Annotated in this window: 13 protein-coding genes and 2 pseudogenes; 10 read left to right on the top strand and 5 right to left on the bottom strand. The window is 41.5% G+C overall.

The features are described 5' to 3' along the window. The first annotated feature begins 9 nt into the window (after nt 1-9). Genes neuC through L4C34_RS07100 form a run of 7 tightly spaced genes read left to right on the top strand, consistent with a single transcriptional unit; the run spans nt 10 to nt 6,457 of the window. A complete protein-coding gene (neuC, locus tag L4C34_RS07130; RefSeq protein ID WP_428788642.1) occupies nt 10-1,188 on the top strand; it encodes a UDP-N-acetylglucosamine 2-epimerase in 1,179 nt (392 codons plus the stop codon). 7 nt (nt 1,189-1,195) lie between these two features. Then, on the top strand, nt 1,196-2,269 hold the full coding sequence (gene neuB / locus L4C34_RS07125) for an N-acetylneuraminate synthase (RefSeq protein ID WP_428788641.1): 1,074 nt from the start codon (nt 1,196-1,198) through the stop codon (nt 2,267-2,269). After that, on the top strand, nt 2,262-2,915 hold the full coding sequence (locus tag L4C34_RS07120) for an acetyltransferase (protein WP_428788640.1): 654 nt from the start codon (nt 2,262-2,264) through the stop codon (nt 2,913-2,915). Before neuB ends, L4C34_RS07120 begins: the two co-directional genes overlap by 8 nt. A gap of 17 nt (nt 2,916-2,932) precedes the next feature. Further along, nucleotides 2,933-3,994 carry a nucleotidyltransferase family protein gene (locus L4C34_RS07115; protein WP_428788639.1) on the top strand — a complete coding sequence of 354 codons (1,062 nt, stop codon included), beginning with the start codon at nt 2,933-2,935 and terminating at the stop codon, nt 3,992-3,994. Between the two features lie 3 nt (nt 3,995-3,997). Continuing rightward, complete coding sequence (locus L4C34_RS07110; protein ID WP_428788638.1) at nt 3,998-4,978, top strand: Gfo/Idh/MocA family protein; 981 nt, start codon at nt 3,998-4,000, stop codon at nt 4,976-4,978. 10 nt (nt 4,979-4,988) lie between these two features. Further along, nucleotides 4,989-5,675 carry an acylneuraminate cytidylyltransferase family protein gene (locus L4C34_RS07105; protein ID WP_428788637.1) on the top strand — a complete coding sequence of 229 codons (687 nt, stop codon included), beginning with the start codon at nt 4,989-4,991 and terminating at the stop codon, nt 5,673-5,675. Nucleotides 5,676-5,677: 2 nt separating this feature from the next. After that, nucleotides 5,678-6,457, top strand: coding sequence for an oxidoreductase (locus tag L4C34_RS07100; RefSeq protein WP_428788720.1), 780 nt, complete (start codon nt 5,678-5,680; stop codon nt 6,455-6,457). Nucleotides 6,458-6,577: 120 nt separating this feature from the next. Here L4C34_RS07100 and L4C34_RS07095 read toward each other — a convergent pair whose 3' ends face one another. The 5 genes from L4C34_RS07095 to rfaD all read right to left on the bottom strand — a co-directional run bounded on the left by L4C34_RS07095 (nt 6,578) and on the right by rfaD (nt 12,648). Continuing rightward, nucleotides 6,578-7,600: a glycosyltransferase family 9 protein gene (locus tag L4C34_RS07095; RefSeq protein WP_428788636.1), complete on the bottom strand. Its 1,023-nt coding sequence runs from the start codon at nt 7,598-7,600 to the stop codon at nt 6,578-6,580. Further along, the gene (gene waaF / locus L4C34_RS07090; RefSeq protein ID WP_428788635.1) at nt 7,581-8,630 is read right to left on the bottom strand and encodes a lipopolysaccharide heptosyltransferase II; all 1,050 of its coding nucleotides are present in this window, start codon (nt 8,628-8,630) and stop codon (nt 7,581-7,583) included. Before waaF ends, L4C34_RS07095 begins: the two co-directional genes overlap by 20 nt. Next, a complete protein-coding gene (locus L4C34_RS07085) occupies nt 8,627-9,556 on the bottom strand; it encodes an O-antigen ligase family protein (protein WP_428788634.1) in 930 nt (309 codons plus the stop codon). Before L4C34_RS07085 ends, waaF begins: the two co-directional genes overlap by 4 nt. A gap of 354 nt (nt 9,557-9,910) precedes the next feature. Beyond that, entirely contained in the window at nt 9,911-11,680 is a 1,770-nt protein-coding gene (locus L4C34_RS07080; protein ID WP_428788633.1) for a bifunctional glycosyltransferase family 4 protein/polysaccharide deacetylase, read from the bottom strand. 26 nt (nt 11,681-11,706) lie between these two features. After that, complete coding sequence (gene rfaD, locus L4C34_RS07075; RefSeq protein ID WP_428788632.1) at nt 11,707-12,648, bottom strand: ADP-glyceromanno-heptose 6-epimerase; 942 nt, start codon at nt 12,646-12,648, stop codon at nt 11,707-11,709. A gap of 148 nt (nt 12,649-12,796) precedes the next feature. Between rfaD and L4C34_RS07070 the strand changes: the two are divergent. The 3 genes and pseudogenes from L4C34_RS07070 to pseB form a co-directional block, all read left to right on the top strand. Next, nucleotides 12,797-12,981, top strand: a pseudogene (locus L4C34_RS07070) (transposase); the annotation flags it as partial. Between the two features lie 1,130 nt (nt 12,982-14,111). Beyond that, a pseudogene (gene tnpC / locus L4C34_RS07065) lies at nt 14,112-15,537 on the top strand (IS66 family transposase). Between the two features lie 80 nt (nt 15,538-15,617). Next, nucleotides 15,618-16,631 carry a UDP-N-acetylglucosamine 4,6-dehydratase (inverting) gene (gene pseB / locus L4C34_RS07060; RefSeq protein WP_428788631.1) on the top strand — a complete coding sequence of 338 codons (1,014 nt, stop codon included), beginning with the start codon at nt 15,618-15,620 and terminating at the stop codon, nt 16,629-16,631. Nucleotides 16,632-16,637 lie beyond the last annotated feature (6 nt).

Below are 16,637 nucleotides of genomic sequence, written 5' to 3'. Positions count from 1 at the left end.
AATAGAAAAATGACGCAGACACATAAAAAAGTCGCGGTCTTTACTGGCACAAGAGCAGAGTATGGTCTGCTCTTTTGGCTTTTAAAGGACATACAAAGCGACCCAAGTTTAACACTTCAATTGCTAGTTTCTGGTATGCACTTATCTCCGGAGTTTGGTGATACTTACAAGCAAATTGAAAAAGATGGCTTCAATATCGATGAAAAAATTGAGATTTTGCTGTCTTCTGATTCTGCTGTAGGAACAGCAAAGAGCATGGGGCTTGGTGTTCTAGGTTTCGCAGATGCATTGGAACGACTAGCGCCAGATGTCCTTGTTATTTTAGGTGACCGCTTTGAAGCTCTTGCTGCAGCGCAGACTTCGATGATACTTCGTATCCCAGTTGTTCATTTACATGGTGGTGAAATAACAGAAGGCGCTTATGATGATGCTATTCGTCATGCGATTACGAAGTTAAGCTATTTGCACGGTACGTCAACAGACGAGTACCGAAGTCGAGTTATTCAATTGGGTGAATCTCCAAAACGAGTAAAAAATATTGGTGCGATTGGTCTAGATCACTTAAACCGAGCATCTTTTATGACGGTTTCCGAGTTGAGTGAGTCACTGAATTTTGAGCTGGTAAGTCCTTATTTTGTTGTAACTTACCATCCAGTGACACTGGGAGATGAGCCTCCTGAAGAAGGTTTTCAAGCGTTACTCGATGTATTGGATGAATTCCCTGACCACCAAATTATATTGACGTACCCTAATGCTGATGATGGCGGGAGGCGTATAATTCCTATGCTTGAAGCCTATGCTGCAAACCAGCGTCAGCGCGTGTTAGCAATTCCGTCTCTTGGACAAGTACGCTACTTAAGTTCAGTTAAACATGCAGCTGCAGTGATTGGAAATTCTTCGAGTGGTATTATTGAAGTCCCTGCTTTCGATGTTCCAACTGTGAATATTGGTTCAAGACAAAAAGGGCGCTTAGCCGCCAAGAGTGTTCTTCACACAACAGCTACAAAAGAATCGATTAGAAAAGCGATTGACCTTGCAATAAGTCGAGAGTACAAAGCTGAAGGCGAACACATTGTGAACCCTTACGGTCAGGGCGACAGTAGCAAACAAGTCATCGAAATGATCAAAGGCTTACGCTTTGATCCTTGTAAGTCATTCTTTGACTTAAACATTGAAGAATTTAAGTGAGATAGTAATGACTTTAATTATTGCCGAAGCTGGTGTAAACCATAATGGTCAAGAAGAGTTAGCTTTTGCTTTGGTAGATGCTGCACATAAGGCTGGAGCTGATATTGTAAAGTTTCAAACTTTTAAAGCTAAAAATCTAGTGACAGAAGAAGCAAAACAAGCTGAGTATCAAGTAACGAATACTCAAAAAAAAGAGTCGCAGTTGGCTATGCTAAGTCGTTTGGAGCTTTCATACGAAGTACATCACGAGCTAGTCAAATACTGTGATTCTCTGGGTATTGAATTTTTGTCTACGGCCTTCGATCTAGAAAGCTTAAACTTCTTAGTGAACGACCTACACTTAACTCGATTGAAGCTGCCTTCGGGTGAGCTAACTAATGCCCCTCTTGTATTAGAGCACGCTCGTACTGGATGCGATCTTATTGTTTCTACAGGAATGGCGACACTTTCTGAGATTGAAACGGCATTAGGGGTTATTGCCTTTGGCTATACCGCTGGTAAAAATGCAGAGCCTTCTATGCTAGGTTTTCAAGAAGCTTATGCATCAGAAGCTGGCCAGAAAGCATTAAAAGAGAAAATCACGATACTTCACTGCACCACTGAATATCCTGCGCCAATGGAAGAGATTAACTTGAAAGCTATGGATACCCTTGGTCGAGCATTTGATCTACCAGCAGGTTATTCTGATCATAGTGAAGGTATAACGGTTCCAATAGCAGCAGTGGCCCGAGGTGCTGTATTGATCGAGAAGCATTTTACGCTAGATAGAAACATGGAAGGCCCAGACCATAAAGCCTCTCTTGAGCCAAAAGAACTCGAGGCAATGGTAAAAGCTATTCGTCAAATTGAAATTGCACTAGGTTCTAGCGTAAAGACACCAACTGTATCTGAAGTGAAGAATAAAACCGTGGCTAGAAAAAGTTTAGTGGCAGCAATTGATATCAAAGAAGGCGAAAAGCTAACCGAATCCAACCTCATAATTAAGCGGCCTGGCTCTGGTTTGTCACCATATCGCTATTGGGATCTTATTGGGCGCACAGCGAACAAAGGTTATAAAGCTGGAGAGCTAATCAGTGAGTAATAAGTCAAGGCTTCCGATCGTCATGATTGGAGGAGGAGGACACGCCTCTGTTCTAGTGGATATCCTTCTACAACAAGGAAGAGAGATCCTTGCCGTTGTTAGCCCTGACGATGTTAACCAGAGGCCTATTTTTTCAGGTATCACGCATTTGAGAAATGACGATGATGTTTTTGGTTACTTAAAAGAAGATATCCGCTTAGTCAATGGGATTGGCATGATGCCAAAATCCAGTTTAAGACGAAGAATGAATGAACACTTCCTTTCGTTAGGCTACAAATTTGAAACCATCATTGCAGATAGTGCCTTTGTTTCGCCTTTTTCTGAGATCGGCCATGGTGCTCAAGTTTTGCCTATGTCTATCATTCAGACTGGGGCAACGATAGGGAACCATAGTATAGTTAACACAGGTGCGATTATAGAGCACGATTGTCAGATTGGTGAATATAATCATATTGCACCAAACGCGACGCTTTGTGGTCAGGTCATCACTGACGAGAATGCTTATGTAGGTGCAGGTGCGACAATAATTCAAGGGCTGTCTATTGGTCGTAAGGCTGTTGTGGGAGCGGGTGCAAATCTGACTAAATCATTAAGCGCTAATACAATTGCTTACCCTGCCAGAGTTGTAACTAAAATATATGTATAAGAGCCAGAAGGTATAGCATGAGTCATTGTTGGCAAAAAGCGCTAATTTCCGAGTCAAGTACGATTAAGCAGGCGTTAGAAATTATCAACAGCGAAGCGTTACGTGTTGCTGTCGTAGTTGATCAAGAAAAAAAATTACTGGGAGTGGTCACAGATGGTGATATTCGTCGCGCTCTACTAAATGATTTAGTGCTATCAGACTCAGTTGCTAAAGTTATGAACGCTAGTCCGATTACTGCGGTGCAAAGCGCTTCAAAAGAACAACTTGTAGAACTGATGGAGCAGAAGCAAATATTATCTGTTCCTATACTTGATGAAGACGGTAAAGTTATCAGCCTCCAGACGCTCCATAGCGCATTGAGTAAAGATCGATATCAGAACCCAGTATTTATTATGGCAGGAGGTTTTGGAACTAGACTGAAACCTCTTACTGATACTTGTCCCAAGCCGATGTTAAAGATTGGTGATAAACCTATTCTGGAAATTGTGATAAGAAGCTTTATCAAAGCAGGTTTTATTAACTTTTACATATCCACTCATTATATGCCTGAGCAAATTCAAGATCACTTTGGCGATGGTAGTGATTTAGGTATCAAAATTACTTATGTTCAAGAAGATAAACCTTTGGGCACTGGCGGTGCTCTAGGGCTGTTACCAAATGATCTCCCTAAAGATCTGCCGCTCATTATGATTAATGGGGATGTTCTGACTAAAGTAGACTTCCAACGCTTGCTCGAGTTTCATGTCGAGAACAATTCGGATGCGACGATGTGTGTTCGAGAATATGAGTATCAAATCCCTTATGGCGTGATTAATGGAGAAGGTAACAATGTAACGAGTATGGTTGAAAAACCAATACAACGTTTCTTTGTTAATGCTGGTATTTATGTTGTCTCTCCTCGAGTAATTAAGTCTGTGCCTGAAAACCACCGAATAGATATGCCGACGTTGCTGGAACAGCATATGAATGAACGCAACAACGTATTGATGTTTCCAATTCATGAATATTGGCTGGATATTGGACGTATGGATGACTTTAACCGAGCGCAAGCCGATATTCGTACGCTAGGGATGGAATGATAAGTGAAAACTGTTGCTGTTATTGGTCTTGGGAATATCGCTACGCGCCACCGAAGAAACCTAAAATTGCTCTTTCCACAGAGTAAGCTACTTGCGATGTCTGCTAGCGGCCGAATTCCTGAAGAGAAGGTTTTTGACAGTGATGAAGTCGCAAGCTCGATTCAGGATATCATCGCTTCTCAAGCTGAATTTGTTATCGTTGCCTCCCCAGCCCCATTTCATGCAAAGCATGCTCTTCCTCTTATCGAAGCAGGGATTCCGACACTGATTGAAAAGCCTTTATCGATGACACTTTCGGATAGTCGTATACTGCTAGAGGCTTCAAATAAATATGCCACGCCTGTATGTGTAGGTTACTGCCTTCGCTATCTTTCTTCAGCGTTAATCATCAAAGAAGCTATTGAGAAGGCGAAAATTGGGCTTATTTACAATGCTTATATAGAGATCGGTCAATATCTACCAGACTGGAGGCAAAGCAAAGATTATCGGGATAGTGTTTCAGCACAAGCTCACCTTGGAGGTGGAGCACTACTAGAATTGAGCCACGAGCTTGATTACGCTCAATGGTTACTTGGTCGACTGAAGTTGAGTCACGCCATTTTACGAACAAGTGATGAGTTGGTATTGGACGTTGAAGACTGTGCCGACCTTCTGATGCTGAGTGAAAACAATGTGGTTGTTAATATCCACTTAGATTTTTTACAACGAAAAGCTCATAGAAAATGCCGCTTTGTTGGCAGTAATGGCGTCCTAGAGTGGGATCTTATCCAAAATGAGTTAAAGCTGATTCGTCCGGATGGAGAATATGTCCTTTATAGTGATTCAAGCTGGGACAAGAACCAAATGTACCTGAACTTAATAAGAGATTTTGTAAACAAAATAAATGGCAAACCTCATAATTGCATTGATTTGGAGCAAGCAAGCCAAACGGTTGAGCTAATTGAAGTCATCAAATCTTATGATGTAAAAAGAGCCACTAAATAGAGTCATATCAATGAAAAACTATGCGTTCATTTTTGCTCGAGGAGGCTCTAAAGGCCTGCCGGGGAAAAATATCAAGCCTTTAGCCGGAAAGCCGTTGCTGCAATATTCAATTGAAACTGCCAAACTGTGCCCAAGTATCGAACGAGTCTTTGTCTCTACTGATGATGACGTTATCGCCAATGTTGCTTCAGCTAGTGGCGCAATTATGATTCCCAGACCTGATGAACTTGCTTCTGATACTAGCCCAGAGTGGTTGTCATGGCGCCATGCGATTGAATGGGCTACCGAGAATTATGGTCCATTTGATGGTTTTGTCAGCTTGCCTACGACTAGTCCTCTTCGTAGTGTGGAAGATGTTGAGAACGCGATTTCTCAGAGAGAGTGTGTTGGAGCCGATATTTGTATTTCAACGACACCTGCTAGTAGAAGCCCATACTTCAATATGGTTAAAAAGAATGTGGGTGGTTTTGTAGAGCTTGTGAACACCCCTAACGGAGAAGTGATTCGCCGTCAGGATGCCCCAGAAGTATTTGATATTACGACGGTGGTTTATGCTACAACTCCAACGTTTGTTCTACGAGAGTATGGCTTATTCGCAGGAAAAGTAACAAGTATTGAAGTTCCTAAGGAACGTGCAGTCGATATCGATGATATTTATGACTTTATGCTGGCTGAGGCAATTTTAAAGAGTGAGTGATGATGGAAAAATTGTTAGAGAATAAGACAATCTTAGTCGCCGGTGCTGGTGGTTTACTAGGATCGAAAATTATACCTGAAGCACTAAAGCAAGGTGCAAAAGTTATTGCTGCCGACATTGACCTAGAATCGATGGAAAAGCGCCTGCTTGAGTTGGGTATTGACGCCACACAGACGCAGCTTACGTTGGAAGCCTTAGACGTAACTTGTGAAAGTGACCTTAAAAGCTTTTTTACTCGTCTGGATAAAGTGGATAAAGTGGATGGAGTGGTCAATGCTACGTATCCTCGCAACAAAACTTATGGAAAGCATTTTTTTGACGTATCTCTAGCGAGTTTCAACGAAAATTTATCTCTTCATTTAGGAAGTGCATTTTTATTTACTCAACAATGTGCTAAATATTTTAATCAGCATATAGCACCACTTTCTCTGGTTAATATTTCATCTATTTATGGGGTGGTAGCACCAAAGTTTAATGTTTATGATAACACATCAATGACCATGCCAGTTGAATATGCAGCTATAAAAGCAGCTATACAACATCTCAGCAAATACGCTGCAGCATATGTGGGAGATAGCCGATTTCGAGTTAATTGTGTAAGCCCTGGAGGGATTTTGGATCGGCAACCAGAAGAGTTCCTCGAATCATATAGAGCTCAGACACATGGCTGTGGCATGTTGGATGTGGAAGATGTACTAGGCTCGATACTGTTCCTCTTATCAGATCAATCCAGATATATGACGGGTCAGAATTTAGTTGTTGATGATGGTTTTAGCCTGTAATCGGAGTGTGGGCTAATAAAAGTATCTGTTATTGAGCTAATCGGTTCAGAAGGAGCTTTCCTTCCCGCCCCTACATTGAAGGTCGTCAGTAAAGTACTTACAGCGCAGATACGAACTATCTTATAAAGGTGCCTTCAGAGATTGTATTATCTCATGAAGTATCTGATCATTGTTGGGAACGTTTCCATTAGAGTTCATTACTATTCGGTGATTACCTTCCAGTGGTGTGTACCTAAATGGTACAGTTGAATAAAACACTCCAACTGTCGGAGTACGGGTAGAAATGGCGACATTTCTTACCCCAGTATCTGGAGCAACGACAAGCCTAGCTCGGGCGATGTACTGTACCAAGTTTTCTAGAGGCATGACTGGTTGAATGGAGAAGTTCGTAGTGCTTGATAATTCGATTAAGCTGTCGCCCTTTTCGTAGTTATTCTGACCTTCTTGAAACACGTGTTGATAGGCAGGCAGCTCTTCACAAGCTGTTGAAATCAGTTCTTTTAATTGTTCTGGATGTAGTATCTTTGATCTGTTGGAAGCACCGTTGAAGTAGACAATTTTCTTTGAGTCTTTGCCTCCAACTTTGGAATGGTCTGGGAAATCAAAATCTAGTGGTCGTTGAGGGTTATGGCCCAGCATTTTTAGCATATCGAGCATGCTTTCTAACTCTGCTTGGAAGTCTGAACGAAACACGGCAATATTGTAGAGCGTCCTGCATAAATATGGCTTGTAGGGAAAGCCAAATTTGAGTTTTGCGCGGTTCAATAACGTAAACCAATATGATCGATTTGTACCCGCAACATCAAAAATAATGTCTTGGTCTTCTAGTTGACGGAACTCTTTGATTCGATCTGAAAGTGTTTGTGCGTGCTTACGATGACGTCCAGTAAGGTAAATCGTCTTGTCAGCGAGATCTTCCGGGGAGGCGTATTGGTAATTACTTACTCCTACTAAAGTAATGCAAGCGTTGGGAAAGAAGCGTCGTGCTTCAACTAGAAAAGGCCGAGTGATTACTTGGTCACCAAGAGCTGCGTGGCGGATAACCGCAATTTTGGTGACCTTGCTTGGGTTGAACTCCTGCTCTAAGTATTTTTTTGCTGCCTTAGAAGCAAACGCTCCCCGTTCATACCATAGATATCTCATTGTTTGCGATAAATCCTTTTAGCGCTGCGATAACCTTCTTTGCTTCGAGCTTCTCTAAGCAATCGAAATGTCCAAGTGGGCATACTTTTTGAAAGCACGGGCGACACTCAACATCATTATCCACGATTGCAACCTTATGGGATAATGGTGGTGTATAATTTGGTGAACTAGATCCGTATATCGCTATAATATTGCACCCTACAGCAGAAGCCACATGCATTAATCCAGAATCGTTGCTGATAACTGTATGGCAACAAGACAACAGATCAACAGCGTCAACTAAGCTAGTGCGTCCGGCAAGGTTGTAACATAGGTTTCGCTGTGTGTCGGATAATCCTGAGAGGATATTGTTACAGACATCAATATCTTTATTGGAACCAAATAACCAGACTTGGAAGCCATTTTCGATGGCGTAAGAAACGACTTTTGCATAATGTTTTTCAGGCCAACGTTTAGCCGGGCCGAATTCAGCCCCGGGACAAATACCAATGGTTGGTAGTTTATTGTTAATTCCAAGCTTAGCCACCACCGATTCTATATTAGATTCACTGGTATTAAGCTTTGGTATTGGACAGTTTCCTAGTGTCACCTTAGTGATCATATCGGTCTGTTCGTATGCAAGAGCAACATAACGTTCGACCATATATTGAAAGATTTTTTTGTCTTTTCGAAGATCATTCAATAAGCCGTAGCGAAACTCACCCTTCCAACCAGCACGATTTTTGATGCCAGCAAATAATGGTATCAATGCTGACTTTGCAGAGTTTGGTAGGATATATGCGTGGGTATAATCCGACTTTGCTAGATTACGCCCTATTTTCCAACGATCTGAAAGGTTGAAGCTACCATGGCCAATAGGCATTTCGATTGCCTTGTCTACTTCAGGCATACGCTCGAGAATAGGCTTACACCAACTTGGGGCTAGTACGTCTATCTTTGAGGTTGGGTAATGGTGCTTTAGTGTAGAGTATAAACTTTGTGACATCACCATATCACCGACCCAAGAAGGGCCTATAATCAGAATTTTCACTGGTCGTTTACCGTTTTAATTCCAAGCGAGTTTCCATATTTCTCCACTCGGATAATAGCTAAAAAAGTGGCGAGTATGAAGCCATAGTATGCGCCTATCAAGTTCGCTGTTAGCGGTACTTCAGTTAATCCATAGATAGCAAATCCAGCTACAAATACGCCGCCAGTGTAACCAATTAGGCTACCGTATCTAAAATAGTGAGAGAGGAAAAGGTAGATAGGTAAAAATAGGATAGATACAAAGCCTACGATGCCTAAAATACCATTGCTTGCTAGCATCTCAAAGTATTGGTTATGGGCATGTCCGCGTTTTACTGTTGTCACCCATTTGATGATTTTACCTTGTTTGGCAAGTTTCTTATTTAGCTTAGTTCTTTCGCTATAAGTCATACCGATTATAGGGCTTTTAATGAAAGAATAGCTGGCAGCTTTCCAGAGTTCCAGTCGCCCACCAGTGGATTGTGCTTCAGCGATATTTCCGTTTGCGACGTTAGTTATTTCTTGTGTCGTATAATTTATACGATCACGTATATCTGTAGAGGCCTCGTAGCTAAGGATAGTGGCAAAAACTAGCATTGCTATGCCTAATAATATTTTTTTTATTGAGAAGTCTTTATAGCGAGTGATAATAGCTAGGATGAGTAGTAGAGGAATGGCAAATATAGCTCCTCTGGTTAAGGTTAAGACGGTAGCTACAGAAGAAGCCAAAAAAGAGATAAATAGAATGCCGCTATACTTTCCACCTTTCATCATGCAAAAGGAAAGTAATGCTAGTGAACAAGCTAGATAGCCAAAGTTGATGCTGTATAAAAACCCTTCAACACGCTCCTCTCCCAAAATGAAGTACTGATATATGGCAAAGAGTAAGGTGCTCAGAGAGCCAATTATAACTCCCGATGATAACATATTCTCAACGGTTCTTATCATACTTCGATTCAATAGTAGCGTGATTGATAAATATACTGGGATGCATAGAAATAATCTAGCGCCACCTTGCAAGTATCTAAAATTCCCCGAGTCAATAATCACATTAGGTATGTTTATTAGTAAATACACAGAAAGTATATATAGACATATCTTATCAAATTTATTTATACTTAAACCAGTCCCGTTATAGATAAAGACGCAAGATGTTAATATGAATAAAATTATTACCCCTACACTGAAGTTAGGTGTGATAAGCAGCAGTGCTGGGACTAAAAATAAAGACAAATAAAAGTGCCGGGTAGCAAACTGTTCTAATTTGTTATGCAAGTCTAAGTTCCCTTCAAAAAATAATTGTTACTTAAGCAATTTTCGGAACGTATAATTCCCACGTACTTTTCTCCACAAACCTAAAGTGTCGGTCTTTGGGAAAATAGCAATACGACGAATTTGTAATAAATCACTATGCAGAGTTAGTGGGCCGCTGTCAGTGGCAACCGCGAACGGGTAACCCGCTTCCCTCGCTAAATCTTTTGAATCTTGATTCATAATGCCAAACGGGTAAGCAAATGATGTAAGGCGTTTACCAATCAAATTTTCAAGGAGCTTTTTATTGCCAAAAATTTCTTCAGCCTGTTGCTCTCGGGTTAATGTATTTAGTTTAGGGTGAGTAAGTGTGTGCCCACCTATTTCGATTAGACCTGACTCAGATATGGCTTTGAGCTGCTCATGAGACATAAGGTCTACAGGATTTTCTGGGGCTTCAGGGTTATCTACATCCCAGCGGTTGTATGTCTCACCTGTAACAGCGTAGATAACGGCTTTAAACTGGTACTTCTCCAGTAAAGGGAGCAACAAGTCGTAATTGTCTTTATAGCCATCATCAACAGTAATTATAATGTATCGCTTACCAACTTCTAGTCGATGGATGAGTCCTTTATCGTTTAGATCTTCAAAAGTTAATGTTTCAAACCCCATACGTTTGAGCAGCTTAAAGTGCTTCTCAAGCATGTTGACGTGCAAGTAAGTACCGTGGATACCTTTTTGCTCGTCGCTATCAATAAAGCGGTGATACATTATTACAGGCACTTCGCGGCGTAGTTTTTCTACGTAAACAGTTTGGTAGGCATCTTCGAGTTGATCAGTGATTGTAGACAACGCATAGTTTTGCCTAATGAGTTCAGTTACGCTTTCAGAGCAGCTTGTTTGTTCTAAGCCCTTTTCAACTTCAGTAGCAATGGAGGAAAAGTCAATATCGAGGTCTTTGGGGCCAATGTCACCGAAATTCGTTTCCATGGCCTGTGCAATGTTGTCTTCGTTGATAATCCCAATTGCTTTGGCTTCGCCAATGGCAAGTGTTGGACGGCCACAAAGTAAAGACTCCATAGCAACGCGGCCTGCACCAATAACTAGGTCAGATTTAGCTAAGATACTAACAACATCTTTGCTATAGCCTACAAAGTTTACGGTTTCTCGAAACTTATCAAATCGTTCTTCTACGCGAGACCCTGAGACAATTTGAATCTGATGCTTGTGATGGTCTAGGCACTCATTAAGAAGTCGGTAGCACAAATCACCTTTAGGCCCAGTAAGGCGGCCGATAATGCTGACGATTGGTTTGTCGTTGTTCGGTGCTGATTGCCACTTGTATCGATCAGTTTCAATTCCGTTTCGACTGACTATTAGTGAACTTGCTGGAACTTCTAACTCATTTATAAGCTGGTCGCGAATGGCTTCACATACCGGGAGCGCTTTGTCGCCCATCGCGTGAAATTTCTTTCTTGAAGCATGTACAGGTTGACGTCCATGTACGGTAGTGACCATGGGAGTACCAGTCAATTTACATGCAATGTGACAGCTCCAGCTAGAGGCCCGTGAATGGGCATGCACTAACTGGATTTTGTGTTTTTTGATCAAGTAAACCAAGTAGGCGACATGCCAAAACCGGCGTGGGATACTGCGCTTGTTAAACCTGAGGGCATGAAACGGGCCAAGGTGCGGTTTAGTTAAGGTATCTGATACATAGTGGACCTGATGTCCACGTTTCACTAACTTGTCACCAATCGTAGTGGCGTAGACTTCCGCCCCAGTAACTTCCAACTGGGACAAGGCCATAAGAATGTTCATTGGTTTACTCTATATAAGAAGCTTAGTTAGCTATTGATGATCTGCATGTATTCGGCTACACCATCGGCTACCGATTTGAAAGTATGATTACAGCCAGCAGCTCTTAGTTTTGTTAGATCAGCCTCGGTAAACTCTTGGTAAGCACCTTTCAAATGTTCAGGGAATGGGATAGTTTCAACACTGCCTTTACCATGGTGTTTAATGACAGCTTTAGCGACTTCATCAAAAGATTCAGCTTTGCCTGAGCCTAAGTTAAAAATGCCTGATACACCATTTTCCATAAACCATAAGTTCACGTCGGCGACATCACCCACATAAACAAAATCGCGTTTGAAATTTTCACTGCCCGAAAACAGCTTAGGGCTTTCGCCTGCATTCATTTGATTGTTTAGATGGAAAGCGACCGAAGCCATTGAACCTTTATGCTCTTCACGAGGGCCGTAGACATTGAAGTAACGAAAGCCTGTGACTTGAGATAAGGTTTCGCCGTGCTGCTTGGCATCTTCCCATACTCGGCGTACATAGTTGTCGAACTGCTGTTTTGAATAGCCATAAACATTCAGCGCACCTTCATAGGCTTTTTCTTCTATGAACTTGTCTGTTTCACCATAGGTTGCGGCAGATGATGCGTATAAAAATGGTACTTCACGTTCTAGGCAGTAATGGAGCAACTCTTTTGAATACTCATAGTTATTGAGCATCATATATTTGCCATCCCATTCGGTGGTCGAAGAACAGGCGCCTTCGTGGAAAATAGCTTCGATAGGCCCGAAGTCGTCACCCGCCATAATCTGTGTTAAGAAGTCATCACGATCCATATAGTCGGCAATATCAAGGTCAACGAGATTCTGAAACTTCTTGCCGTTCTTTAAGTTGTCTACGACAAGGATGTCGTTTATGCCTTTTGCGTTAAGTGCTTTGACAATGTTGCTGCCAATCATGCCAGCGCCGCCGGTTACTATGATCATGTTTTAAGTATCGCTTTTCTCGGTAGGAATCCCCTAAAGTATACATTCTCAATCTGATTCTGAATAGGACAGAAGTGGCCCCTAATTTTAAGACACGGCACTAAGTGGCTAATCTATAGTATTAATGACCAGAATACTGGAGCTGATTATGACTAGAAAACGTAGAAACCACTCACACGAATTCAAAGCTAAGGTGGCTCTTGCGGCGGCAAAGGTGATAAGACGGTCTCTGAGCTCGCTCAGAAATATAGCCTTCACGCCAATCAGATTTCCACTTGGGAAGAGGAGTTGCTCGAAAACGCAGCGAGTATATTTACCCCTGATAGTCAATCTGTACAGCCTGAGGCAACGGCACTGACTATAAGGAACATAACATCAATAAGGTCATGTTTTTGGTTGGTGTGAGGCCGAGTGTCTATAACAGAGAGGTGATCGAGTAAGCTCAAATTAGCGTTCTATCAATGGGTTTTGCCTATTAGATCAGATTTATTAACAAAGTGTGATCCCGCCCTGGGGGTAATACTAGGCCTTTCCACTATGTCATGAATGAAAAACTAGTGTCAATAGAGGTCAAGTTAGCCCAATTTAAATATATCTTTGAAAATTTACCAATTTGGGGTGGTGGGTTTGGGAAGTTAATAGCTATTGGGGATAGGATTGACACAAAGTTAGAGAATGTATATGTATATGTATATGTATATGTATATGTATATGTATATGTATATGTATTGGGCGGCTATTCACGGCTTATTTGGCGCTGTGTTTTTAAGTGTTATCTTTGTTTTTTCTCCTTTATTAATTTGTTTCTTTAGTCGAAATGATGAAGTTTACTATCAGCTTATGCTACTGAATTTATCTGTTATTATGCTCATTATCAAACGTCTATATAGAGTCATTTGTCGGAATGATACCACTGATAGTTACATACTGTTATGCATTCGCGCAGTATATAAGAAATGTGTCTTCCACAAGAGTTGGAGTTGTAATTCTAATTTGTTGAATCTAATGCTAATATTGTCGTGCTATAAACCAGGATTTAAACGAGTTATAGGTCACTCATGTGGGAAGCGAAACAAGCCATCTTTACGGAGTTATAGTGTTTGTTCCTGATTTCAGATAATAACTGCGACATTCATGGAAAGGCGTAGAAAAGGAAGCCAACTGCCGAAAGTGGTACGCTCCTTTCGGCAAAGGAGCAAGCAGTGCTACCATGAAATATCAGCAGTTTACGGAGGGAGGAAGGTACCATATGTCTACCTTTTAGAAACAGGAAATTTCTGTTTCTAATGTCGCTAAAACAATCGATTGCCATCGTTCGACCGTTTATCCAGAATTAGAGGAATCTTAATAAAAAGGCCGTAACCGTTCACTGAGACCCTATTGACACAAAAAGTGTGACGGGCAGCGCTTGATCCATCTCTCCCCGTTGAGTGATCATTCTGGTGCTTTATGCTGTTATCATGATTAGAAATAAAAAACCTAAATTCCAACCCGCGTCACCTAACGTTTCAGATTCAAACGAGGCTAAAACGCTCATTGATGAGCTTTGGGAGCATTTTTGCCATTATGAAGGCAAGCAGTCGACCTGTCCTAAAAACTCGTCCAAACCTCCTTCTTCTGATACTCCCAAAGACAAACATGAACGAAAAAAGACGAAAGCTCTGGTGACAGTAACCCGAGAGGAGATCAAGAAGGTCACACAGAGCATCAACAAAAAGTAGCCTCACTACAAGATACCGATACCGTGTTGGATTGTTTTCCTGATGAGGCGTGTCCTGATTGCGGTGGCGTTGATATTGAGGTCAGCCAGACATCTTGTTATCGTCATCAAGTCCATGATATTCCTAAACCCACGGTGGATATTACCGAATGTCGCGTATTTGCAGGACAATGTCAGCATTGCCAGAAAAAGGTAAAAACGACCACGCACGTAAAGGTGTCTTTGGGTATTATCGGACCGAGCCTACTCAGCTATATCGCTGTTCTTGCTGGCCTATATCATCTGAGTGTCCGTAAAATTCGCGCGCTTTTGAAGGAACAACTAGGTACTACTTTTTCTATTGGGGCCATCAGCGAAGCTCAAGCAAAAATCTCCTCGATGCTGACGCCTTTGCATCAAACAATAAAGGTCGCGTTACAAAAAGCACCATTGATTCATTTGGATGAAACTTCTCATCGTCGTAATGATGCAAGCAGCCTGCGTTGGTGTTGGTTCGTGTCTGGGTCGGATTTAGTGTATGAACACATTATTTTCTTTCGATTGACATCATCAGCGAAGAAGGTAATCAATGAAGGCTATGCTGGTACTGTGGTCTCAGAGCAATCTTCAGGTAACAACTGGCTGGTGCCAGAGCCTTGTCAATTTAGTTGGGCGCATATCAAACGTAATCTTTATCAAATGACTAATTATAGCGGTGGCGGTCACACCTTTTATTTGGGCAGGCATCTTTGTTTAATCACTGATGCCATTCTTAGTACACGACATCGATACGAGAAAAATGAACTCGGCCATATATTTTATTAAAGGTGGATAAAACGGTTACAAACAGCTTTAGACTACTGGTTAGAAAAAGGCTCTAACGTCGTGGTCCAACGTTATCGCGGTCGCTGTAAACTGCTCATGAAACATCGAGAAAGTCTATGGGCCTTTTTGAAACAAATCTCGATACCTCAAACGAATAATGAAGCCGAGCAGTGCATTCGAGGCTTCGTCATTCAACGAGAAATCCGTTATGGTACAGCGTCTGACGTCGGAGATAAATTTCGCAGTCGTATTCACTGGTCATTGAAACCTGTGAAAAGTGTAAGATATCAGTGCTGCCTGTTGTGCCAGAAATCGTTACACCTCTGGTCAAGCGTGTACCATACCAAAATGTCTTCGGTTTATAAAATTAAGCGACGCTGCCGAACAGTTAAAAATGTGGTATGTATGTTAATGTGATGAATTGGTGGCAATTAAAGGTTTTAAGATGCTAAATAATAAAAAAGTATTAATTACAGGTGGAACTGGTTCTTTTGGAAAGCTGTTTATAAAAACAATATTGGAACGTTTTCCTGGGGTGGGCAAAATCGTAATCTATTCTAGAGATGAACTAAAACAATTTGAGGTTAAACAAGTTTATCCTCAAAAAAACTTTCCACAGCTCCGTTTCTTTATTGGGGATGTGCGTGACGAATCTCGAATGATTCAAGCTTGCGAAGGCGTAGACGTAATTATTCATGCAGCAGCGATCAAACAAGTAGACACATCAGAGTATAATCCTTCGGAATGCATTAAGACAAATGTTATTGGTGCAGAGAATGTGATTAATGCCGCTCTTACTTGCGGCGTAAAAGATGTGGTGGCCCTTTCAACTGATAAAGCGTGTGCTCCAATTAACTTATACGGAGCAACTAAATTGGTTTCCGATAAGTTGTTTACTGCCGCTAACAATATAAAAGGGTCTAAAGATATCCGTTTTAGTGTTGTACGTTACGGTAACGTAATGGGTTCTCGTGGGTCTGTGATCCCTTTTTTCCTAGGGAAAAGACAAGAAGGCGTTTTACCAATTACTCACGAAGATATGACTCGCTTCAATATTTCTCTGCAAGATGGAGTGAACATGGTGATATATGCACTTAAGAACCACCTTGGAGGTGAAATCTTTGTTCCTAAGCTCCCGTCGTACAAGGTCTTAGATCTTGCCGAGGCTATTGCTCCATGGTGTGAAACGGACGTCGTGGGTATTCGTCCAGGTGAAAAAATACACGAAGAGATGATTACGGATACTGATGCCCTAAACACGATCGACCTAGGAAAGTACTATGCTATTTTACCCTCGGTGTCATTTACCTACACAGAGCAAGAATACCTAGTTCATCACAAAGCGGAAAAAGTACCATTCGGTTTTAGATACAACTCAGGTACTAACACTGAGTGGGAAACAATTGAGGACATACGTGAACTTATCAAAGTACACGTGGATTCAAACTTTACAGTGTGAGAACGA

It is taken from the genome of Vibrio profundum (genome assembly GCF_050337555.1).
In the GTDB taxonomy this organism is placed as follows: Bacteria; Pseudomonadota; Gammaproteobacteria; order Enterobacterales; family Vibrionaceae; genus Vibrio; species Vibrio profundum.
Note: the sequence above shows the minus strand (reverse complement) of the source record. Positions and strands in the feature narration are given on the sequence as shown.